The sequence below is a fragment of the Gimesia sp. genome, assembly GCF_040219335.1.
GTDB lineage: Bacteria > Planctomycetota > Planctomycetia > Planctomycetales > Planctomycetaceae > Gimesia.
In genome coordinates, this window is record NZ_JAVJSQ010000029.1 from 439,078 (window position 1) to 459,763 (window position 20,686).

Genomic DNA, 20,686 nt, shown 5'->3' on the forward strand with positions numbered 1-20,686 from the left:
AATCCTCTGAATCATCACCAAAGCTGACGTAATCAGCGCTGGCAGCGGGTTGATTCTCCTGAAGTGAGCAGAATTAGCGTGGAAATTTGCTTCAGCTGTGATAACATTTAATTGAGCGCTTGTGATTCCGGGCAGGGGGCCGATCTCGGGATCATGTTAACTCACTTCCATTTCTTCACTTACAAATCTCGAGTTCTCGACGCGGGCTGTACCATGATAGCGAAACTGATTCCATTAAATGGTGGTCAGCCGATTCTGATTGATAAAGACGTTACAGTGGTCGGTCGGAAATCGGACCTGTGTGACGTTCAAATCGATAAAAATAGCATCTCTAAGATTCATTGCGTGATTATCAAAACGGACGGTCTTCTATTCGTGAGAGATCTGTGCAGCACGAACGGGACTCGTGTGAACGGTCAGAAAATCACCCGCGGTGCTCTACTGCCAGGGGATGAACTCTCGATTGCTTCGACCCGTTTCGAGGTAGAACTGACTGGCAAGCACAAAAAACAACAGGTCTCGGTGGAGGAGAATAACCTGCATACCGAGATGCTGACCGCGTTTAACCTGGAAGTCGAGAGCGTGGATGAAAAGCCAGAGTCCGATGGTGACAGTGAGATGAAACTGGCGTCAGAATAAACTGCTAACTCAGCCAGCCAGTTGCAGTGAGAGTTCTTCTTCGTTGAGTGAAACGATCGCGATTCCCAGTTTGTCTGCCAGGTCGGCAACTTCCTGTTGATCGATCATGATCGTCTGGTTGCTTTCAATTGCCAGAACCCGTCCGCCTGCTTCGTGCATGGTCTGTAGTGTTTTGATACCGACCGTTGGGACATCAAATCGACGATCCTGCTGAGGTTTAGCAACTTTGACGACGGTAAAACCGCCTCGTTTACAAAGCTGGCCGGCCCGTTGAATCGCACGATCAGTCCCTTCAATCGCTTCAACAGCGATGATGGCTTTATCGTTCACGACAATACTTTGTCCAATGTCTAACTGGCCCATCTGCTTGGCAATATCCCAACCCATTTTAATGTCTTCCCACTGTGAGTGGCTGGGACGTCGTTTTGTCAGAAATCCGTGTTTCACAAGTAACTCCGGGCAATAATCCAGTGCTGATTCGAAAAATAGATCGTCACGCTCAAATTCTTTGATCACCGCCAGGAGCAAAGTATCGTCTTTACGATCTTCCCTGGCGTAACGATACCACATATGCAGCGTGCGGAAATCGGGTAACAGTTTGAAAATTCGAAACGGGCTGAACAGGACGGTTTTTTCAATCTTGCCCGCCATCACAATGCGTTTGACTTGTTCCCGTTTGAACAATTTGATTGCCCGGCCGATGCGTGCCAGGGGAATCCAGTGGAACGTATCGCAGATGTCCATCAGTTCGTCACTGGCCATGCCGAAGATGCCCAGGCAACAGACGGAATAACCCTGTTGCTGTGCCTGCTCCGCGAAGACGATTGGGAAGCGGCCTGCACCAGCCAGCAATCCGATCTGTCGTCGGGTATCGGGAGGGGGAGTTTGTAATGTATTCATCATGAATCAGTCAGTTTCACGTTGAAACGGGTTTTGAAATGAAGACTCAGGTAAGCGCTGATTTGTCGTTGATCTGATTCGAATCGTTCAGAGCTTCGAACTGCTGTGTGAGTGCTTTAAGTTGCTGTTCCAGTTCACGGATCTGTTTCCGCATTTCAGGAACCTTGCGGATAGACATCACAATTTTCCGTTGTTCTTTTTCAGGCGCTGCAGGTGTTCCGATATGGACTTCGCCGGCCGGGATATCGCGGTGGACACCAGCCCGGGCGCCCAGCGTAGCCTGATCACCGATGTGCACGTGGTCTGCGATACCGACCTGTCCTGCACAGCGAACGTAATCTCCTGTGGTAATCGAACCGGCAAAACCGACTTGTGAAGCAAACGCGTTATGTTTTCCGATTTCGCAGTTATGGGCGATCATCACCTGATTATCGATCTTAGTTCCCAGACCGATGACTGTTGGGCCGATCATACCCCGGTCGATGGTTGTTCCGGCACCAATTTCCACGTCATCTTCAATACGCACACTGCCCAGATGAGGAATCTTGACGTACCGACCATTTTCGAAGCGATATCCAAAGCCGTCACATCCCAGGACAGCTGCTGCGTGAATTAAAACCCGGTCAGCGATTTTGACATCCGGGTAAAGAACTGTATTGGCATGAATGGTCACATCGTCACCGAGGACGCAATCATCACCGATGTAGACGCCAGGGTAAATCCGGCAGTTGTTTCCAATTTTGACACCAGGGCGAATCGTGACCCGCGGATAAATGTGACAGTTCTGACCGATTGTGGCCTGGTCACTGATATCAGCTGCAGGAGAAATGCCGATTTCGGGAAGCTCCCGAGCAGGGCGGAGTTTTTGAATGACTTTGATGAAGGCAGCCTGGGCATCCACCACGGTCAGGGAGGTCATCGGGGTGGATTCAAAAGCTTTCTGGAACGACTCTTCCAGGCGTTGCTCAATGATCACGGCGCCAGCCTGACTCGACTTGAGGCGTTTCAGGTTGAGTTCATCGCCCACAAAAGTGATATCATGAGGACCCGCTTTAAGAACGGATTCCGCTCCATGTATTTCCAGCCTCTGATTGCCACGGGCCGGGCAATTCAGTTCTTGGGCGATCCACTCCACCGTCGTCGACATCAAGGAGTCCTTTCCGAGAGATGTACGTTTGCGATTTCAATTGTCTGATTGAATACGGGAAAATGAGATACCATCCTGGCACTCTTAGAATCCTGATTTCCCGGAATCGGATGATTTTTACCTGATTTTACAAAAGTAACGCAAGAGCATTTTTTAACTGAGACGGAAATTGTTTCCACATCTTGAGATGATAAGCAGGGCGGTGAGCTGTGCTGCTTCTTTGTCTTGTGGTCGGAGTCTCCTCAGAATTCAGGAATGCCACTGGTAGCCAACAGCCGAAGAATTAGTTAGGATGTTATTTTGATGGAATAGGCTTAATTTACGTTGATCAGGTTGCATGGGCTGATTCGTATGTTCAGTTGTGCGGCAGAAGATTTTTCAGGAATGCTTGGTAATAACGATGTCGGTACGTGGAATTCGTGGTGCAACAACAGTGACTCAGGACGTTTCAGCAGAGGTTTTGTCTGCGACACGTGAACTGCTGGAACAACTGCTCAAAGCGAATCGGATTGAAAACTACGAAGACATTGTCTCCGTATTTTTTACCACCACGCCTGACCTGACATCCGCCTTTCCGGCAGAGGCAGCCCGTGAGCTGGGAATGAAATCGGTCCCTCTGATTTGTGCCTCTGAAATCGCCGTAAAAGGTGCGATGCCTCGCTGTATTCGTGTGATGATTCACGTAAATACTGACCAGAAACAGTCCGAAGTGGTACACGTTTACCTGAATGAAGCTCAAAAACTGCGGCCGGACGTCGCCGCAGCTCAATAGGTCCTCTTACTGAATCCGGGTTTGTTCCGGTTCGGGGTCTGGCTCATCGTTGCCAATAATTGCATTAGTCGAAGTCCAGTGCAGCAGCTCGTCCGCGTCGTCCTCTGGGAAGGTGAAGGGAATCCCTCTTTCTTCCAGGATGTCGCTGAGTTCATCCAGCGGATTTTTCAGGAACTCCGGAGGAAGAACTTTCTGTAATTCATCCCAGTGGGCTCTAACGAGATTCATGTTTTCCGGGGGAACCTGTATCAGGTGTTCGGCCCGGTTTACCCGGGAAATCCACATGGCTTCATGCAAAGTGCGGTGACGCTCTTCCAGGGAGAGCGAAGAGAAAGGGCGTTTATCCAGTTTCAACTGATGAATCGTTTTATTACCCTTTTCAATGACTTCCTCCAGGTCCTGATCCTCGCGCAGCTGATTTCGGCTGGCCGCCAGGCCCAGTGCAAGCGTGTAGCAGATAAACTGTTCTTTCGACATGTCCCGTCTGCGGAGTGCTTTCTTCAGGCTGCGATTGCGAAGTCCGAACTGATCCCCAATGCGATTCACATCCCAGAGCAGTGACAGGTTATTCTGCTCGCTGTGAACCAGATCCTCGATCGGCAGCGACCGGATGTGGCTCCAGGATGGCGCCGGAGCATAAACCGATGGGAAGGCAGGCAGCTTCTGTTGTGGCAGAAGCTCAATGACTTTGAGGTAACGCTTGAGTTCTGCCTCAGTCACCTTCTCATTGACCTGCTTGAGTTCGGTGAATTCCAGGGAGTCGTCCGCACATCCCGCACTCAAAAACAGAACCATGCACAGGCAGTTGAGTGTAGAAAGGAAACCGAGTTTAAACTTCGCCATGAGAGGCAACCTGCAGTCTGGCTCTGGAAGTATTCGGGGTTGAAACTAAACGGTCAAGGGAGACACCTCTATCAGTTCAGGCAGCGGCAAACCACAGTTACAGAACTGGACCGCAGCGATTGATCAGGCAGGGCGCACACAATGCTTATCGTCGGAAACTGTGAATTGGGAAGACTGTTTTGCCGGGAATTCCGACTTATCGGGTTGTAGGGAATATAGCGGATCGCGACGCTGGAGTTAAATCGCTCTGGAGATATCTAACCTGGGGGGAAATGAAAACCGGTGATACGAAAGACCGTCGCGACGCAGACAATTGCCTGAGCGACCAGAGTACCAATCCAGAAAGTCTGCTGTCTGAGAGAGGAAGGAGGCTGTTCTTGAGAAACCTCAAATTGCTGCTGGCGAAGCTGCCAGACAGGAATGGTCATCAAGAGGAACCAGGGAAGAAAGATGAGCCAGAGGCGAGCGGCTTCTCCCATGTTTTTGCCAGAGAGCCAGAGTAGTCCGAGCACAAGCAGACAGGAATATAACAGGGGATACACGGAGGTCGCGTGGGTTGATCCTGTTTTGAGATCTGGATCAGGGCGCCGACATAGTGACTTGAGAACCAGCCAGATAACAGGTAGCCCGATTGATAGACTGATCTCCAGGGGATTCAGCAACAGCCACTTCCAGTATGTGCGGGGATATTCATCATAGAAGCCGGCATGGTTTTGGAGATTCAGAATCCAGACCCGAGGCAGATTGAGCTGAAACAGAACCGCACACAGGATCAGCGGGACAGCAAATCCCAGGAGGCTCCAGCCTGCCGCTGCAAACAATCGTTTCCAGGGGAATTGATGTGGAGTTGTTTCTGCTCTCTGTTTCCATGCGGAGAGTAGTGAATAAAGAACGGCACACAGCGCAACCGGTAGAAAGGCGAGCGTTAGAAACAAACCACTCCAGATCAATAGTCCCGCCAGGATAAAGCAGGCTGCAGACTTCCGACGCCAGGCGGCAACCCAGCAGTAAAGAAACGATACCGCCAGAACGGAATAAAGTGCATCTGACTTAGGTTGAAAGATGAGTGCTGCAGGTATCAGTGGCCAGAATGCAACGACCTGCCAGCTGATTCTGCGCGAACAGAATTCGTGGGCAAGTAGAAAAAGGGGAATCACGGCCAGTGCAGAAGCGAGCAGGGTGATCAGGGTCGCCAGCCAGAGTACGGCCCGATCCCGTTGGGTCAGTGGATCAGGAGTGACCGCGGTCGTCTCTGCAATAATTTCACAGGCGATCTGAAAGGACGCTGGTTGCGTTTCGACTAGGAAGGACTGCAGTCCCGGCCAGGTGTCACAGAGCCAGATCAACGATCGATAGAACAGGGGCAGACCGGGAGGGTGCGTCCCTTCGTGCAGTACGTCTCCTCCCTCCATTTTGGTTTCGTATTCAGAGAGGTAGGTGGCAACGTCTTTGATGTTGGTATTTGCTTCTGTGAAGTATCCGGAAGATCCTTTGTAGTACAACACGAAAGGAGCCTTGGAGAGAGAGTATTCCGCCGGGGGGCTGTCCTGCAGGTAGAATGACCAGGTCAGGCTGGCGATGACTAATCCTGTGAGCCAGGCAAGCAACTCGCCACGACGGCAGTTACTGATACGCGTATGGCCCCAGACAACCAGCAAGAGATATGCGGCGAGAATCAGGCCGGCGACTATGACACCGAACAGGACGCTTGGTCCTGTGAAAGGGATTCGTTGCCAGCTCCATTCTCCGGGGATACCCAGTGAGATGGAATCAGAATAAAACAGACCCAGTGTAAGCAGAATGGCGATCAGAAACGGGATGAAGGATCGGACTCGCATTGATCAGCCAGATAGAAAACAGGGCGTCGACGAAAAAGGGCTCCGTTGCCGCTGCCGGATATGAACCGGCATTTCTGAAAGGGGGGGTCAGCTGACGTGCAGCACAATACAGGTGATGTTATCTTTCGAGCCACCTTCCTGGGCCGACTTGACAATTTCTTCAGCCGCCTGTTGCGGGTCGTCATACTGACTGAGCAGTTCCTGCAGTTTCTCGTCGGGAATTCCGTCGGTAACACCATCCGAACAGAGAATGATGCGATCCTGTGGCTGCGGTGCCAGTTGCTGGGCCTGGGTTCCTGCACTGCCATCTTTGGTTCCCAGGTACCGATAAAGCACATTTTTATAACGGTGCGTTAATGCTTCTTCCGGGGTGATTGTGCCTGCATCGACCAGTGCCTGGGTCAGTGAATGGTCGGTGGTAAGCTGATGCAGTTTTCCGTCTCGGAGCAGGTAAACTCGACTATCACCGACTCCGCCAATAAAGAGCTCTCCGCCAACCTGAACCACGAAGACAATCGTTGTCCCCATGCTGCGACAATTGGGATCCAATTCGCCCAGAGCCATGATCTCACCATTGGCATGCGCAACAGCTTTATCGATCGACTGCACAACCTCTCCTGTGGGAGTGGAATTAAAGTCGATGAGCTCATCCAGTCGTTTGGGAATCAACTCAACTGCTAACTGGCTGGCTTTCTCTCCGGCACATTGTCCGCCCATACCGTCGGCAACCAGAAAATACTTCCGCGATTCATCAATGAAGAAATTATCTTCATTGTTCTCCCGGAAATTTCCCGTGATGCTGACTTTGCCGTAACGAATTTCAACCATTAATGAGCCTGTATGTGCGTCGATAAAAAATCAAAAAGTGGCTACTCAATCCCGATGTCCGTAGGGGACACATGTGCGATTTCTGATAATATCATAACATCTTTTTATGACGATGGAAATTTTAATAATGCCGTATCTGCTGGTTTTTTAGTGTCTTATGAAGCATTTCAGGGGCAGACCGTTTGTACCAGATCCCGGACTCCCAGGGTCGTGGCACAGATGAAGAGTTCACCTGCTTCAAAACCGGCACTGGTGCCGACCAGCCTGTTCTGGCTCTCGACCAGCCGGTAGACACGTTTCTTTTCTGGGGGAAACTGCGACTGATAGGCGCGAATCGATTCCAGTTTCTGGTCCATCGTTTCGGAAATATCGACCACGAACTGCCCGCTGCCTTCCGGGTAATTCAGTGAGCCGAAGCCGAGGGGGTACCAGACCTGCTTCTGAATGGTATGCGGCTCTGTGTGACTGAAGTGCTCATTCCATTTTGTCAGACGCGAATAGAAAACTGCGGCGTCCGTGATCTGCATCGCCTGCCAGTGATCAGGGGAGGCCATGGGGGTTTTACCTGCCAGGCCCAGGACGACTTTGGGGCGGTATTTGCGAAACAGCGTTGCCAGTGCGACACGATTTTCAAAACTGTCAAATAACCGCCGGTTGGTCAGTTCCAGGGTTTCCCGGACATGAATTCCCAGAATCTCTGCAGCCTTTCGGGCTTCCTCGAGACGATGTTCAGGCCCGGGGCTGAGAGGAGTGGGTTCACCATCAGTCAGATCGATAATGCCCACCCGGTATCCCTGCTGGACCAGTTTGGCCAGAGTACCGCCACAGGCAATTTCGACATCATCGGGATGGGCACCTACGGCAATTACATCCAGCGGTTCAGGCAGTTCTACGTTCATGGCGGTTATTCTTTATCACGTTCAGATATGATTGATGTTGATCGTTTTAATTCTTTGCCCGTTTGTTTTCTGGTAGGGGCGCCCTGTACAGAACTTGATTGTGAGCATGGTTTCAGACAGGGGCGAAAGTTCGAGCAGTGAAAACTATTCTTTGTGCTTGAGACAGATTCGTCAATGATGTCTGTCGGATTATCTCAGGAAACGGATCAATCGAGTCCCGGACAGATTTCGATGTGACTGCAGGATGAATTTCAGATGAATCATCAGGGACACAGAGAACCGGCTGAGCTCACTGGTGACGAATGTTACTGTTCTGCAACCTGTTTTTCCGCTTCGATGATCACCTGTCTGGTCTCCTGAGGAGAGTTTGCCTCGCGCAGCAGATCAACAAAATCGGGAAGTTGCAGCATTCGTCCCAGTCGCGCCAGAACAGAGAGGTGTGTCGCTGTGTCCGAGCAGATCACCAGGAAAAAGATGTCCGTCAGACCGCCTCTGTCTGAGCCAAAAGGGATTCCTGTGAGTGTTCTGCCATAAGCGATGACCGGTTCTCCGACGGCATCAGAGAGTGGATTACGGGGGTGTGGGATTGCAACGCCGTTATCAAAGGCGGTCGGGTACGCTTCTTCACGTTCCTGGATAGCGGTCAGGACGGCTGACGGCTCCCAGATCTGCCAGGTTCGACCGGCAATTTCGATCAGACTTTCCAGAACGGAGCGTTTGGTGCGGGCATCCAGGGGGACTTCCATCAACTCTTCAGGCATCAGGCTGCTGATCAAGTGCTCTGAATCCAATTGAGTCGTGGGGTGGGTCTGTTCTACAAGTTCCAGCTCGGTTGTGGAGTAGCTCCGCATCTCCTGCTCAAGCCAGTGTGTGATTTCGGTCGAGTTGAACAGCCATTCTCCGTTAACCTTACGGCCGGGAATTCTGCCCCGGCTCACCAGTTTTTCCAACTCGCGTTTGTCACGACCTAGCTGTCTTGCTAAATCATCCAGGCTGTAAGATTCATGCTCCATTGCTGGTTACCATGTCTGTGAGTGGGACCGAGACGGACTGATTCGGGGTATTTCTTCACCGCATACTGGAGAGCGGGGAATTGCATCAACTCAAGAGACATTCTGCTTACCAACAAAAGCAGGGAGTATGCGGGGAGGAATAAACTGGCTGGAATTTAGAAGTTGGTGTGCTGCATGTGCAGATCGTCTCTGTCAACCATGGTAAACCAACTGGGAGCCCGGAATCAATCTACAGACGCGATGATTCCCAGCAGTTCCGGGGAATGGGGGCGGTTGCTGTACGACTATTCGTAGCGGGAAGACTCTACCTGAGTGAGTTGTCGCACACGGCTCAACAGGGATTCGTAGTCGGATTGCCAGACTTCTTCGGACCAGATTTCCAGGTCATAGAAACCTTTGTAGCCGGAATCATGGATCATCTCGAGCAACTGGTACTGAGGGAACTCGTCGGTCAGTTCTTCAGAGATGTCCCCGTCGGAAACTTGAACTGAGGCAATGAGTGGCATGATTTCGGAGAGTAACTGCTCTGGATTATCTTCGTTGAGCAGCAATGCCGGTTCCAGTGCCAGGCCAACTGCAGGATGCCCGCAGGCATCAATCAGTTCCAGGTTCGCATGCAGAGAATTCAGAAATGTCCAGTGGCGGGACTGCGGGGATCGCATTGTTTTGAGTGCCAACCGGGTCCCGGTGAGTGAGGCAACATCCCCCAGTCGTTTGAGAGCTTCCGTGGTCAAGTCACGGGCGTGATTGAGTGTGTGTCCCGCTCGAGGTCCACTGGCGATCTGGATGGCGGAGGCATTAACCTGACCACCGAAGCAGATCAGTTGGATCGCATCAGCAATGGCATCTTCAAACGCATATTCATTGCAGCCTGTAAAACCTCCAGCGAGGGAGACTGAGGAGACCTTCATTCCGGAATCGATGACCAGTTCCGCTGCCTCTGCAGGTTCGAGGTCCAGAACTTTTCGATTCCACAGACCAATCGCAGGGATGCCTGCCGAAAGCAGGCCGTTCAAACTTTCTTTGAACGACCAGTGATAGGTGGTTATCTGGTTGATTGAAATGCGCTCTGACAGCGAGAGTGACGGGCTGGCATGATCTGGTTTTATTGAGGAAGCTGGAGTTGAGAACGAACTGACTTTTTGCTGTGAGAGAAGCTCTTTAGTCACTCGGTCACCTGCTGTCTGGAGAGTAGATCAGGTCTATATTTACAATCAGAAAAAAGATTCCGATTGTGAATAACAAAAGTATCTGCCAGGGCTGCCCGGCTTTTACGCTGTCAGATTTTTTATTCTGCTGACAGCGAAACTGATACGGCAGAGCGTATCATAAGTAATCGCAATTATTTTTCCATACTAAAACTGGAAAACAAGAATTGCTATCAACCAATATTGTCTATCGCGACAGAAAGTCAACCGACATCAAACAAGGTTTTAATGAGTTGAAAGAACTTTCTGTTTCTCTTCTGTTAGCCTGGGAAATATTTTTTCTGCGCTTGAATTATTCATGAGTTTCCGATTGCACTAAATTTTTTGCAGTTGATTCATGACTATTCGAAACGGGAATCAAGGCAGGGATACAACACGCTTAGTGATTAGTTTCGATGTGGATTGATCATCAGTTTTACGTGGTGAAAATGATGACGTGCACCCGTAGCGGTGAGTTATGTAGACCGAGGCCCGCATACTCAACCGCTCATTTATTTTCCACTGGTGGCTTATACTTTGCCCGGCAGTGGGCAATTGTGGGCGCACTGTGATCCCGGTTTTTCTGTAAAGATGAAAAGCCACTTAGCGTTGTCAATTCAGTGGAAGTGAACGACAGAAGCAGGGGCTGGAATTCAGTCCCCTGCGGCGCACATTCGCTTAATTAAGTGGTGGTGATCTTCGTTTTGGGATCATCTGATACGTTGACCCACACATGAACGTGGGGGGCACCGCGGTAATGCCAGACGAAGGAAGGACCTTCCAGCCGCCAGATGTCCCAGGTTTCATCATTGCCGATATCTCCGGACTGATAGAATGAGACTCGGCACTGGTCCAGTCCACCCTGGGTGTCAATGCACTTGCGCACTTCCTGCTGGTCTGAGGTTCGGAACGGTTCCAATAACAGGCTGAGAACACTCTGCATTTCCTGTTTCTGGTCCTTAGTCATATCGGCAATCTGCAGACCGGTGATCTGGTTTGCTGACTTTTTGAATTGCACCCGTGATTCCTGGGGGGCTTGAGCAATCAGTGCCTCTTTGCGTTGTTTCCCATCAAGGATTTTATAAACCTGATTGGCTTTGAGTGCCTGTTGCCAGAAAACATTTCCCGGATGATCCGGTTTTTCATTGAAGTCTTCAGCAGCATGACCGTAGAAGATGGGGCCACCAAATGCCAGATGCTCGGCGCTGTCACCATCGCAGCGAACCGTTGTGTGTCGGCCGGTCATGACAAACTGAAACCGATCTGTACCAGGGGTTCCAAAAATGGCAATCGACTGTTCTTCACCGTAGCCTCCCTGGTCATCCAGGAGCTGCTGACGGATATTTTTGTGCCAGCTCGGGTCGAAGTGGCCGAAGAAGATGGCTTCAATCAACTCCTGCTGGTCTTTGGTGTAGAAATCACTGGTAACATAAGGCTTGGTGATGTTCCAGTTAGCTTGAATCTTCTGGCGGAGCAATCCTGATTTGCTCTTATGATCCCAGTCGAAACAGACTTTGGATTTCTGGGCCGGTGTGAGGCTTTCAAATAATTGTTTAACCAGTGGTTCTGGAGCAGATGTTTTGGCCGGAGGATCCGACTGGCCTGCCAGCAGATGCTCTGCACCCAGTAGTGGAGATCCTGCCAGGGCGGCTCCCATGGTCCTGACGAAGTGCCGTCGAGAGATCTGCAGAAATTCGGGAGATTTATTATCAGGGGAGGAGCCAGGATTAAATTGCATGAGAGCACCAATCTTTTTTAAAGGAGAGAGGGTAGATTGTTCCGGTTCTTAGAACAGTTTATCAATCCCGGAACTTGACCGTCAAATAAAATTCACAGATCGCTGGAGATTGGAAGTTCGGTGCAGGCTTTGGTGGGCTGCCTGACAGACCCATTTAATCGTTATAGAAGTTCCCGAATGTAGCGAAATGCATGGAATTGGTACTGGTATCCCCTCCGGGCCATTGTTAGTCTGATGGTGTGGCTTTGTGTTCAGAGAATGGGGAGGCAGGCCATTTTTGAAAACTGGCAGATGGAGCGCCGGCCATAATTGAATGTTGATGAATGTGGGCTTAGAATAATTTGTTCTTTATCTACATTTCCATAATCAGGTTCTTTTAACAGTCAAGTCGGGCAAAATCAGCGTGTTGTATTTCCATCATCGATCTCGGGAGAAGTGGAGGCGGGGGACTGTCTGCGCCAGACCAGGTTTCTTGATCAGGAGATGGTCTTCACTTTTATTGTCCATGGCGGCACTCTGTTTTCTCTGTAGTCCTGAAACAGTTTGGGCACAGTCTTCTACACCGGCTGAAGCACCGACTGAAAGCGAGAAAAAGACTCCGGAACCTGAAGCGAAAAAAGCACCACCCGCTCCCAAGACTTTGCCAGGACCTGAGAAACTGCTCAATGGAGGTGATTTCTGGGATCACTGGAAGTTCGTCAGTGAAGAATCGAAGGAAACTGATCCGAACGTAACCTGGAAAGTGGTGAGTGGCGGGCAGGATCAACCCAGCGTTTTAACGTGTACCGGGAAGCCTTACGGTTACATTCGCACCCAGAAGACATACGAAAATTTTCAGTTCAGCATGGAGTGGATGTATCCGGGTGATCCCAATGCCAATAGTGGCATCCTGCTTTTCACAGCAGAGCCTGATAAGGTCTGGCCTAAAGCATTTCAGGTACAGTTGCATCGACCGGAAGCTGGTTTCGTGTTTCCTACTCCCGGAAGTGGTGCGAAATCTGCCAACAAGCTTTCGCCGACTACTCCGCTGGATCTGCCTGTCGGGAAATGGCACAAGTGTGTGTTGACCTGTCGCTCCGGAAGTATTTCGGTGATGATCAACGGCATCAAGCTGGGAGAGGTCACAGGTTGCGACCCCAGCAAAGGGGCTATCGCACTGCAGAGTGAAGGTTCCGAAATTCACTTTCGTAATCTGGTTGTGGAAGAACTGGCTCCCGCCCCTGCACCGGAATCTCCCGCCAAGCCAAAGAAAAACGGCGAATCCTGAAAAGCGAAATTCAGGGTTTGGGTTGTCTCAGTACCAGCGTCGGGCAGGGGGCATGTCGCAGGACCCGCTCAGCTACAGATCCCAGTGCCAGTCGGGTGATGCCGGTATAACCGTGTGAGGGGATGACAATCAGGTCCATCCCCTTTTCTTTCGCGAAGTCGGCGATTTTAATTCCAGGGTCTCCGATCAGGGTTTCGAAGGTGATACCTTCAATCTGATGCTTCGCGAATTCTTCTTTTGCCAGTTTGTTGACGTGGTCAGTTCGTTTTTCATCGGTCAGTCCGCCGAACAGCACGCCAGGGGAAACCAGGTCCAGCGGGATCATCACATGCACGACGGTCACCAGTGCCGGGTCTTCTGCAATTTCAATGGCTTTCTTGATGGCTTCCAGAGAGGTTTCTGAGAAATCGACGGGAACCAGAATTTTTTTGCCATGAAAGTAGCTCATGATGTCATGCTTTCCTGAATGGGAGAGAGTGAAAACAAACGACTGATTTAATTATATGTAATCGACGTCAGGGGCAACAGCACTGTTCGAAATTTACGACAGGTCAATTACTGGCCTGCTCATCGAATTCCCCTGACTTATAACGGCTCCAGTATTTATCCAGTTCCTGTTTGACCCTGTTAGAGAGCAGCAGCACACCCAGGATGTTGGGGAAGGCCATGCCCAGGATCATCAGGTCACCGAAGTCAAGTACGTTGGTCGCCGAGACAATCGAGCCCAGGACTACAAATACCAGGAACAGAATTCGATAAGCCATGGATACTTTCTGGCTGTCGCCGAACAGAAACGCCCAGCATCGTTCTCCATAGTAAGACCAGGAGATCATTGTTGAGTAGGCAAAGAGAATCACTGAGACAGAGAGCACGTATTTAAAATACGGTATCTGTGAGTCCATTGCTTCTGCTGTCAGGGCAGCACCTTCATTGGACGCGATCAGGTCTGCATATTGCGGATCGTTATAAGCACCCGTGATGATAATAACCAGTGCGGTCATTGTGCAGATCACAATGGTGTCGATGAAGGGGCCCAGTGAGGCTACGATTCCCTCACGGACAGGATATTCGGTTTTAGCGGCTGAGTGGGCAATCGCTGCCGACCCGACGCCGGCTTCGTTGGAGAAAGCCGCACGCTGGAAGCCGATGATCAGCACGCCCATGATTCCACCATACAGCGCGTCCGGGGCAAAGGCACCTTCGATGATGGCCATAAACGATGCCGGGACTTTCTGGATATTCAGGATGATGATCGCCATTCCAGCCAACACATAAATACCGCACATGAAGGGGACGATCTTTTCCGTAGTTCGGGCAATGCTGCGAATTCCACCGATAATCACAATTCCGACAAAGATCGCCATTAACAGACCATACACCCAGCTGTTTTCTTTCAGTAAGGGAAAGGTCTCTGCTACGGCACCCAGAGATAGTTTAACCTGAAAGGCATTTCCCCCTGCCAGTGAGCCGCCGATACACATGACGGCAAACAGGATGGACAGGATACCTCCGAGGCCTTTTAAAAAAGCATTGCCGGGGAACTGTTGAGTTAATCCGGTAGACAGGTAGCACATCGGTCCCCCCATCACGCGGCCATCGGGATTAATGCGTCGATAGATCTGGGCGAGAGTACATTCTGCGAATTTCGAAGTCATGCCCAGCAGGCCGGCGAGCATCATCCAGAACATGGCGCCCGGACCACCCGTGCTGATCGCCACAGCCACCCCGGCAATGTTTCCCAGGCCCACAGTGGCAGACAGGGCAGCGGTTAAAGCCTGGAAGTGAGTGACTTCCCCTTCGTCTTCAGGGTTATCATATTTCCCCAGAACCAGCAGAATTGCGTGCTTGAAGGCGCGGATATTAATGAAGTTCATTCGTAATGTGAAATATGTGGCACCGATCACCAGCCAGAGTACCGCCAGCGGGACTCCCGTTCCCTTTTCGATTTGCGTCGGTGTGATGGGGACAGGATAAAAAATGATTTTCGCCAGAATACCGTTGAACTTTCCGAATAGCTCATCCACCTTTTGTTCAACCAGGGCAAACCCACCTGTGGCAGGTTTGTCTGCCTCGGCTTCAGCTTTCTCCAAAGCGGCTTCCAGTGATTCGGATTGCTGTTCCGCTTTGGCTGGCTGCTCGGCGGGGGAGTCATCCTGTGCCTGGCTTGGGGAGGCTAACCATCCACAGAAGATGAGGATTAAAGCTGTCATAAACAGGGGACGCAAGATAACAGGGGCAGGTAGCCTTTGGTATTTCATTTTCAGTCGGTTCCCATTTGCAGGTAACATTGGTCGGCGATTGACTCCGATTTCATCCGTTGTCTGTCTTCAGGTACAGTTCCCAGCGACAGAGTTTGAGTGGTGTTACAGCATTTCTTGAGAAAATGAGTTCAGGATGGTAGTAAAGTGGGTCTGGTGTAGGACCAGGTTTGAGTGGTCCTGAAAAGCGCTACTCCGAATCAGGCGACCCTGATTGTTGTATGATACTATCAAATATAGATTTACGCTCCAAGGCGATTCTGGAAAAACGGGCGAATTCCAAGGTGATTTTGAAACTGGATCTCAATTGATGAATTTTGACAATATTGGTTGTCAAAAATAATAAATCTGCCTACGATGCTGATATAAAGAACGAGTCAAACAGGTGCTGGCTTCCGGCATAATCCGAAGTAGGCGAGCCTGATAAGTTTTCTCGAAACTGTTACCCCTTATTACTTTATGAGAGCACGACCAATGCGCGTTTCAATTGATGAAAATGATCGTAGCTTTCTGCTGGGGCTCAATCGTCTCAAGTCTGCCACTATTCAAGACATTTGTGATCAGGAAGGCGTGACGGCAACGGCAGTCCGTCAACGGCTTGTGCGTTTACAGGGATTAGACCTGATTGCACGCACCCAGGTGAAAGAAGGACGAGGTCGTCCCCATTATACTTATTCCGTGACCAGTCTGGGCATGCGGCTGTTGGGCGATAACTACGCTGAGTTGGCCAACATCCTCTGGGATGAGCTCAAGGGTATCGAGAACGAAGAATTACGCTGCCGCCTGGCTTCCCGTATTCAGACAGCACTGGTGCAGCAGTATGGGAAACATGTGGATGCACCTTCCCTGCAGGGGCGGATGGAGCAGTTGAAACAGGCTCTGGAAGAACGCGGTTTCGTCGTAGAACTGGATCATACCGGCCCATTACCGATCCTCCGGGAACATAACTGTCCCTATCACGATATTGCCAGTGCAGATGCTTCGATCTGTGAACTGGAGCAAAGAGTTTTTGAACGCGTGCTCGGCACCAAGATGCATCTCTCGGAATGTTGTCTGGACGGGCATCATTGCTGTGAATTTGAAGCACAGACAAGTTAATTGAACACAATTCCGTTTTATGAGGTTTCCGAATTCGAGTCGAATTCTGAATGACAGGATGAATTACGAAAAATGAGTTTGTTGAAAATTACCGACCTGCATGTCTCAGTCAGTGGTACACCGATCCTCAAGGGGGTCAATCTGGAAATCAAACAGGGTGAGATTCACGCTTTGATGGGGCCTAACGGTTCCGGTAAAAGTACGCTGGCCTATGCAATGGCTGGTCATCCTAGTTACGAGATTACTCAGGGTAAAATCGAAATCGATGGCACGGATATTTCGGAGCTCGATCCGAATGAACGTGCTCGCCTCGGGCTGTTTCTGGCGTTCCAGTATCCTGTCGTGATTCCAGGAGTCAAAGTCGCCGACTTCCTGCGGCATGCGATGTCAAACGTTCGGGATCCGGAACGGAAAGAAGGCGAAAAGCTGATTCCGATGCGTGAGTTCCGTAAGGAACTGCGTGAGCAGATGAACGATCTGGGCATGGATCTCGAGATGGCCCGTCGATACCTGAATGAAGGGTTTTCAGGTGGTGAAAAGAAGCGGATGGAAATCCTGCAACTGGCCCTGCTCAAACCCAAGTTCGCTGTACTGGATGAAACTGACAGTGGTCTGGACAGCGATGCGGTAAAAGTCGTGAGTGAAGGCCTGAGTCGTCTCTCCGGTCCGGAGATGGGCGTCTTGATCATTACGCACCACGAGCGGCTTCTGGAATTCAACGAACCGCAGTTTACACATGTGATGCTGGCAGGTCGGATTGTGGAAACCGGCGATGCCCGGCTGGCTGCTGAGCTTCACGAACACGGCTATACGAGTATTCGCGAACGTCATCCCGAAGCGGCTGCAGAGGAAGTTTCTGAAACCGTTGAGCCTGTGTAGTTGACTGGCAGACTTTTGGTAGCAGATAAAAAAGCGATTGAGTTTAAAACTAAACATCCTCAACATTGAGAGATGTATCCGTTAATACAAAGTGGGAGAAGTTGAAATGGCAACCAGGTTGGATACCAATTCGGAAAATGAAAGCGTTGATATTGGTGAATACCAATACGGGTTTCATGATCCCACCGACAAATATGTATTTACCGGCAAAAAAGGTTTGAATGCGGAAGTCGTCGCACAGATTTCCGAGATGAAAAACGAACCGGCCTGGATGCGTGAATTTCGTTTGAAGTCATTTGAGATTTTCGAACAGAAACCGACACCTGAGTGGGGGGGGAATTTATCTGAGCTGAATTACCAGGACATTCACTATTTCGTCCGCGCCTCGGAAGGGCAGGGACGCAGCTGGGATGAAGTGCCTGATGACATTCGGAAAACTTACGACCGCCTGGGGATCCCCGAAGCGGAAAAGAAATTCCTCTCGGGAGTCAAGGCACAGTATGAATCCGAAGTGGTATATGGAAGCCTCCAGGAAGACCTGGCTAAGCAGGGCGTGATCTTTACCGATACCGATTCGGCACTGCGTGATCATCCCGAGCTGTTGAAAGAATATTTCGGCACCATCATTCCACCCAATGACAATAAGTATGCTGCTTTGAATTCGGCTGTCTGGTCAGGTGGTTCATTCGTGTATGTGCCGCCCGGAGTTCACATCGAATTTCCTCTGCAGGCCTACTTCCGGATTAACTCGGAAAACATGGGGCAGTTTGAGCGGACGCTGGTAATCGTCGATGAAGGGGCTTCCTGCCATTACGTCGAAGGTTGTACCGCTCCGACTTACAGCTCGGAAAGTCTGCACTCTGCTGTCGTGGAAATCATCGTGAAAAAAGGCGGACGCTTCCGCTATACCACGATTCAGAACTGGTCGAACAATGTTTATAACCTGGTGACCAAGCGGGCGTTTGCCTATGAAGATTCGCTGATGGAGTGGGTTGACGGTAACCTCGGTTCTAAATTGACCATGAAATATCCCGCCATCTATCTGATGGGAGAAGGTGCCCGTGGAGAGACTCTCTCTATTGCCTTTGCCGGCAAGGGACAGCATCAGGACGCTGGTGCGAAAATGGTGCACTGTGCTCCGAATACGTCCAGCCGCATTATTTCCAAGAGTATTTCCAAGGATGGCGGCCGTTCCAGCTATCGTGGTCTGGTGAAGGTTGATCCTAAAGCGGATCACTGTAAATCCAACGTGGTTTGCGATGCCCTGCTGCTCGATCCGGAAAGCCGTAGTGATACTTATCCTTACATTGAGATCGAAGACAATGATGTGGCAATCGAGCACGAGGCCAGCGTTTCCAAGATTGGTGAAGAACAGCTGTTCTACCTCATGAGCCGCGGCTTAACCGAGGCGGAAGCATCATCCATGATTGTCACTGGATTCATTGAACCTCTCGTTAAAGAATTGCCTATGGAATATGCAGTCGAAATGAACCGACTGATTGAATTACAGATGGAAGGTTCGATTGGTTAATTCCCGAGATAAGTCTCGGGATTTCAGTTCCATTATTCAAGTCATCAACTGGTTGTCAGCGAGCATGGCCCGTGGCCGAATTGACTCGTACTGATTCCGATATTGAAAGTATAACAGAGAGTACAATGAGCACTCCGTCCGTGAATACGTCTGCTGAAATTCCCGCCGGTTTTGGTGAAGCAGCATTTGAAGCATTTCTGGCCACGCGCGACGAGCCGGCCTGGGTTACCGAATCCCGACGTCAGGCATTTCAGCGTTACCGCGAGCTTCTGGAAACGGAACTTGATCCGGAAGAGTGGAGACGTGTCGATTTACGTGCCCTGCGTCCGGACCGGTTTCAGCTGTGTACCAGACAGACTGAACAGTCAGTTGCACCGGAAACGGAAACACTGCTCACTGGACAGGCTGATTTTGCTGGTCATGTGAAGCACACGGACGGGCAGTTGATCTCCAGCGAAATGTCGGAAGAACTGGCTGCCAAAGGAGTGATTTTTGGCGACCTGGCGACAGTGGTTCGCGAACATGGCGAATTGATTCAGCCCTATTTTATGACCCGGGCCGTTGACAGTCAGCGGGACCGTTTTTCCGCATGGCATGCTGCATTCTGGACCGGTGGTACTGTTCTGTATGTGCCTCGTAATGTAGTCGTGGACGCTCCGCTTCACAGTCTGATCACACTTCAAGCTGACAAGGCGGCTGACCTGAGTCACACGCTGGTCATTTTGGAAGAGGGGGCCTCCGCAACTCTGTTGGAAGAAACCACTTCCGTGAGCGATGATCTGCTCGGGCTGCATGTGGGGGCCGTTGAACTGCTTCTCGCCAAAGAGGCACGCCTGCGATACGTCCAGTTGCAGAATTGGAATCATAAGGTGTGGCATGTTGCCCATCAGGCGGGGCGAGTCGAAAACAACGGCTTCCTGCAGTGGACCGTCGGAGGAATTGGTGCCAAGCTGGCTCACATCCATCAGGATGTCGTTCTGGATGGCCGCGGCTCAGAAGCTGAAGTCAATGGTGTCACCTTCTCGACTGATAATCAGATCCATTCGTTCTACACACAACAGTCACATAACGCGGCTGAAACACGTTCTGACCTGCTGTATAAGCAGGTACTGCGGGATCAGGCCCGTTCCATCTGGCGTGGGATGATCCGTGTCGAAAAAGAAGGCCAGCAGACAAACGGCTATCAACGTAACGATTCTCTCATGCTTTCGCCCACCTGTCGGGCCGATGCGATTCCAGGGCTGGAGATCGAGGCAGATGATGTACGATGTACACACGGTGCGACGGCCGGGCGCGTTGATGAAGAGCAGATCTTCTATTGTATGTCACGAGGCATGTCCGAATATGAGGCCATGCATATGATCGTGGAAGGGTTTTTCCAGACCGTATTCGATCGAATCCCTGTCGAGGCCGTCCGTGAGACGCTGAATCAGGCGATTATCAAAAAATTAGGTTTTGGTCGGTAAATTTTCACTGGATACAGACAATAGAGTAATAGACAAATGCTCGACTTTGAAGAAATCGCATCCATTGACGATTTTCAGGATGCTGACCGTCTGGAAGTATTCGTAGAAGATACTCCCGTGCTGCTGATTCGTGCGGGGGACCAGTACTTCGCGATTGAAGATGTGTGTACGCATGATGGTCAGCCATTGACTGATGGGTGTATTGAAGAGGGGGCGATCGTTTGTCCCCGCCATGGTGCTCGGTTTGATTTACAGACCGGTAAGGCACTCTGTATGCCTGCCACCAAGCCCGTACGTACATTTGAGGTAGAAGTCAGAGATCATAAGATTTTTGCTAGACCTAACTAAAGACTTCTTGTGCGTATTTTATCGGGCTTTTTCAG

Annotated in this window: 19 protein-coding genes; 8 read left to right on the forward strand and 11 right to left on the reverse strand. The window is 50.6% G+C overall.

The genetic code is table 11. The features are described 5' to 3' along the window. The first annotated feature begins 213 nt into the window (after nt 1-213). Nucleotides 214-639: an FHA domain-containing protein gene (locus RID21_RS23560; RefSeq protein ID WP_350193167.1), complete on the forward strand. Its 426-nt coding sequence runs from the start codon at nt 214-216 to the stop codon at nt 637-639. A gap of 9 nt (nt 640-648) precedes the next feature. Here RID21_RS23560 and RID21_RS23565 read toward each other — a convergent pair whose 3' ends face one another. Both RID21_RS23565 and lpxD read right to left on the reverse strand, forming a co-directional pair. Beyond that, nucleotides 649-1,539 carry an LpxI family protein gene (locus RID21_RS23565; RefSeq protein ID WP_350193169.1) on the reverse strand — a complete coding sequence of 297 codons (891 nt, stop codon included), beginning with the start codon at nt 1,537-1,539 and terminating at the stop codon, nt 649-651. A 46-nt stretch (nt 1,540-1,585) separates the two neighbouring features. Then, entirely contained in the window at nt 1,586-2,686 is a 1,101-nt protein-coding gene (gene lpxD / locus RID21_RS23570; RefSeq protein ID WP_350193171.1) for a UDP-3-O-(3-hydroxymyristoyl)glucosamine N-acyltransferase, read from the reverse strand. A gap of 400 nt (nt 2,687-3,086) precedes the next feature. Between lpxD and aroH the strand changes: the two genes are divergently transcribed. Then, on the forward strand, nt 3,087-3,458 hold the full coding sequence (gene aroH / locus RID21_RS23575; RefSeq protein ID WP_145181212.1) for a chorismate mutase: 372 nt from the start codon (nt 3,087-3,089) through the stop codon (nt 3,456-3,458). Nucleotides 3,459-3,464: 6 nt separating this feature from the next. On the opposite strand, the gene RID21_RS23580 is transcribed toward aroH, so the two are convergent. From RID21_RS23580 to RID21_RS23610, 7 genes are all read right to left on the reverse strand, one after another. Continuing rightward, nucleotides 3,465-4,301, reverse strand: a complete 837-nt coding sequence (locus RID21_RS23580) for a hypothetical protein (protein ID WP_350193173.1) — start codon at nt 4,299-4,301, stop codon at nt 3,465-3,467. A 257-nt stretch (nt 4,302-4,558) separates the two neighbouring features. Beyond that, complete coding sequence (locus RID21_RS23585) at nt 4,559-6,139, reverse strand: hypothetical protein (protein WP_350193175.1); 1,581 nt, start codon at nt 6,137-6,139, stop codon at nt 4,559-4,561. A gap of 87 nt (nt 6,140-6,226) precedes the next feature. Beyond that, nucleotides 6,227-6,967: a PP2C family protein-serine/threonine phosphatase gene (locus tag RID21_RS23590; RefSeq protein WP_145037342.1), complete on the reverse strand. Its 741-nt coding sequence runs from the start codon at nt 6,965-6,967 to the stop codon at nt 6,227-6,229. 167 nt (nt 6,968-7,134) lie between these two features. After that, nucleotides 7,135-7,866: a PIG-L family deacetylase gene (locus RID21_RS23595; RefSeq protein WP_145181216.1), complete on the reverse strand. Its 732-nt coding sequence runs from the start codon at nt 7,864-7,866 to the stop codon at nt 7,135-7,137. A gap of 305 nt (nt 7,867-8,171) precedes the next feature. After that, nucleotides 8,172-8,879: a PTS sugar transporter subunit IIA gene (locus RID21_RS23600; RefSeq protein ID WP_350193177.1), complete on the reverse strand. Its 708-nt coding sequence runs from the start codon at nt 8,877-8,879 to the stop codon at nt 8,172-8,174. A 284-nt stretch (nt 8,880-9,163) separates the two neighbouring features. Then, nucleotides 9,164-10,048, reverse strand: a complete 885-nt coding sequence (locus RID21_RS23605; protein ID WP_350193179.1) for a sugar phosphate isomerase/epimerase family protein — start codon at nt 10,046-10,048, stop codon at nt 9,164-9,166. Between the two features lie 700 nt (nt 10,049-10,748). After that, nucleotides 10,749-11,804 (reverse strand): DUF3500 domain-containing protein, encoded by a 1,056-nt coding sequence (locus RID21_RS23610; protein ID WP_350193181.1) that lies wholly within the window; start codon nt 11,802-11,804, stop codon nt 10,749-10,751. Between the two features lie 505 nt (nt 11,805-12,309). Here RID21_RS23610 and RID21_RS23615 point away from each other — a divergent pair. Continuing rightward, nucleotides 12,310-13,071: a 3-keto-disaccharide hydrolase gene (locus RID21_RS23615; RefSeq protein ID WP_350193183.1), complete on the forward strand. Its 762-nt coding sequence runs from the start codon at nt 12,310-12,312 to the stop codon at nt 13,069-13,071. Between the two features lie 10 nt (nt 13,072-13,081). On the opposite strand, the gene RID21_RS23620 is transcribed toward RID21_RS23615, so the two are convergent. After that, nucleotides 13,082-13,519: a universal stress protein gene (locus RID21_RS23620; protein WP_350193185.1), complete on the reverse strand. Its 438-nt coding sequence runs from the start codon at nt 13,517-13,519 to the stop codon at nt 13,082-13,084. Nucleotides 13,520-13,622: 103 nt separating this feature from the next. After that, a complete protein-coding gene (locus RID21_RS23625; protein WP_350193187.1) occupies nt 13,623-15,281 on the reverse strand; it encodes an alanine/glycine:cation symporter family protein in 1,659 nt (552 codons plus the stop codon). Nucleotides 15,282-15,803: 522 nt separating this feature from the next. Between RID21_RS23625 and RID21_RS23630 the strand changes: the two genes are divergently transcribed. From RID21_RS23630 to RID21_RS23650, 5 genes are all read left to right on the forward strand, one after another. Further along, on the forward strand, nt 15,804-16,427 hold the full coding sequence (locus RID21_RS23630) for a helix-turn-helix transcriptional regulator (protein WP_350193189.1): 624 nt from the start codon (nt 15,804-15,806) through the stop codon (nt 16,425-16,427). A gap of 72 nt (nt 16,428-16,499) precedes the next feature. After that, a complete protein-coding gene (gene sufC, locus RID21_RS23635) occupies nt 16,500-17,306 on the forward strand; it encodes a Fe-S cluster assembly ATPase SufC (RefSeq protein ID WP_145439330.1) in 807 nt (268 codons plus the stop codon). Nucleotides 17,307-17,412: 106 nt separating this feature from the next. Then, nucleotides 17,413-18,837, forward strand: coding sequence for a Fe-S cluster assembly protein SufB (gene sufB / locus RID21_RS23640; protein ID WP_145181224.1), 1,425 nt, complete (start codon nt 17,413-17,415; stop codon nt 18,835-18,837). 125 nt (nt 18,838-18,962) lie between these two features. Continuing rightward, nucleotides 18,963-20,303: a Fe-S cluster assembly protein SufD gene (gene sufD, locus RID21_RS23645; RefSeq protein ID WP_350193191.1), complete on the forward strand. Its 1,341-nt coding sequence runs from the start codon at nt 18,963-18,965 to the stop codon at nt 20,301-20,303. Nucleotides 20,304-20,339: 36 nt separating this feature from the next. Then, nucleotides 20,340-20,651 carry a Rieske (2Fe-2S) protein gene (locus tag RID21_RS23650; RefSeq protein ID WP_350193193.1) on the forward strand — a complete coding sequence of 104 codons (312 nt, stop codon included), beginning with the start codon at nt 20,340-20,342 and terminating at the stop codon, nt 20,649-20,651. The last annotated feature ends 35 nt before the right edge of the window (nt 20,652-20,686 follow it).

Coding starts and splice junctions, on each gene's coding strand:
- RID21_RS23560 (WP_350193167.1), top strand. CDS start 214: ATGATAGCGAAACTGATTCCATTAAATGGTGGTCAGCCGATTCTGATT.
- RID21_RS23565 (WP_350193169.1), bottom strand. CDS start 1,539: ATGAATACATTACAAACTCCCCCTCCCGATACCCGACGACAGATCGGA.
- lpxD (WP_350193171.1), bottom strand. CDS start 2,686: ATGTCGACGACGGTGGAGTGGATCGCCCAAGAACTGAATTGCCCGGCC.
- aroH (WP_145181212.1), top strand. CDS start 3,087: ATGTCGGTACGTGGAATTCGTGGTGCAACAACAGTGACTCAGGACGTT.
- RID21_RS23580 (WP_350193173.1), bottom strand. CDS start 4,301: ATGGCGAAGTTTAAACTCGGTTTCCTTTCTACACTCAACTGCCTGTGC.
- RID21_RS23585 (WP_350193175.1), bottom strand. CDS start 6,139: ATGCGAGTCCGATCCTTCATCCCGTTTCTGATCGCCATTCTGCTTACA.
- RID21_RS23590 (WP_145037342.1), bottom strand. CDS start 6,967: ATGGTTGAAATTCGTTACGGCAAAGTCAGCATCACGGGAAATTTCCGG.
- RID21_RS23595 (WP_145181216.1), bottom strand. CDS start 7,866: ATGAACGTAGAACTGCCTGAACCGCTGGATGTAATTGCCGTAGGTGCC.
- RID21_RS23600 (WP_350193177.1), bottom strand. CDS start 8,879: ATGGAGCATGAATCTTACAGCCTGGATGATTTAGCAAGACAGCTAGGT.
- RID21_RS23610 (WP_350193181.1), bottom strand. CDS start 11,804: ATGCAATTTAATCCTGGCTCCTCCCCTGATAATAAATCTCCCGAATTT.
- RID21_RS23615 (WP_350193183.1), top strand. CDS start 12,310: ATGGCGGCACTCTGTTTTCTCTGTAGTCCTGAAACAGTTTGGGCACAG.
- RID21_RS23620 (WP_350193185.1), bottom strand. CDS start 13,519: ATGAGCTACTTTCATGGCAAAAAAATTCTGGTTCCCGTCGATTTCTCA.
- RID21_RS23625 (WP_350193187.1), bottom strand. CDS start 15,281: ATGACAGCTTTAATCCTCATCTTCTGTGGATGGTTAGCCTCCCCAAGC.
- RID21_RS23630 (WP_350193189.1), top strand. CDS start 15,804: ATGCGCGTTTCAATTGATGAAAATGATCGTAGCTTTCTGCTGGGGCTC.
- sufC (WP_145439330.1), top strand. CDS start 16,500: ATGAGTTTGTTGAAAATTACCGACCTGCATGTCTCAGTCAGTGGTACA.
- sufB (WP_145181224.1), top strand. CDS start 17,413: ATGGCAACCAGGTTGGATACCAATTCGGAAAATGAAAGCGTTGATATT.
- sufD (WP_350193191.1), top strand. CDS start 18,963: ATGAGCACTCCGTCCGTGAATACGTCTGCTGAAATTCCCGCCGGTTTT.
- RID21_RS23650 (WP_350193193.1), top strand. CDS start 20,340: ATGCTCGACTTTGAAGAAATCGCATCCATTGACGATTTTCAGGATGCT.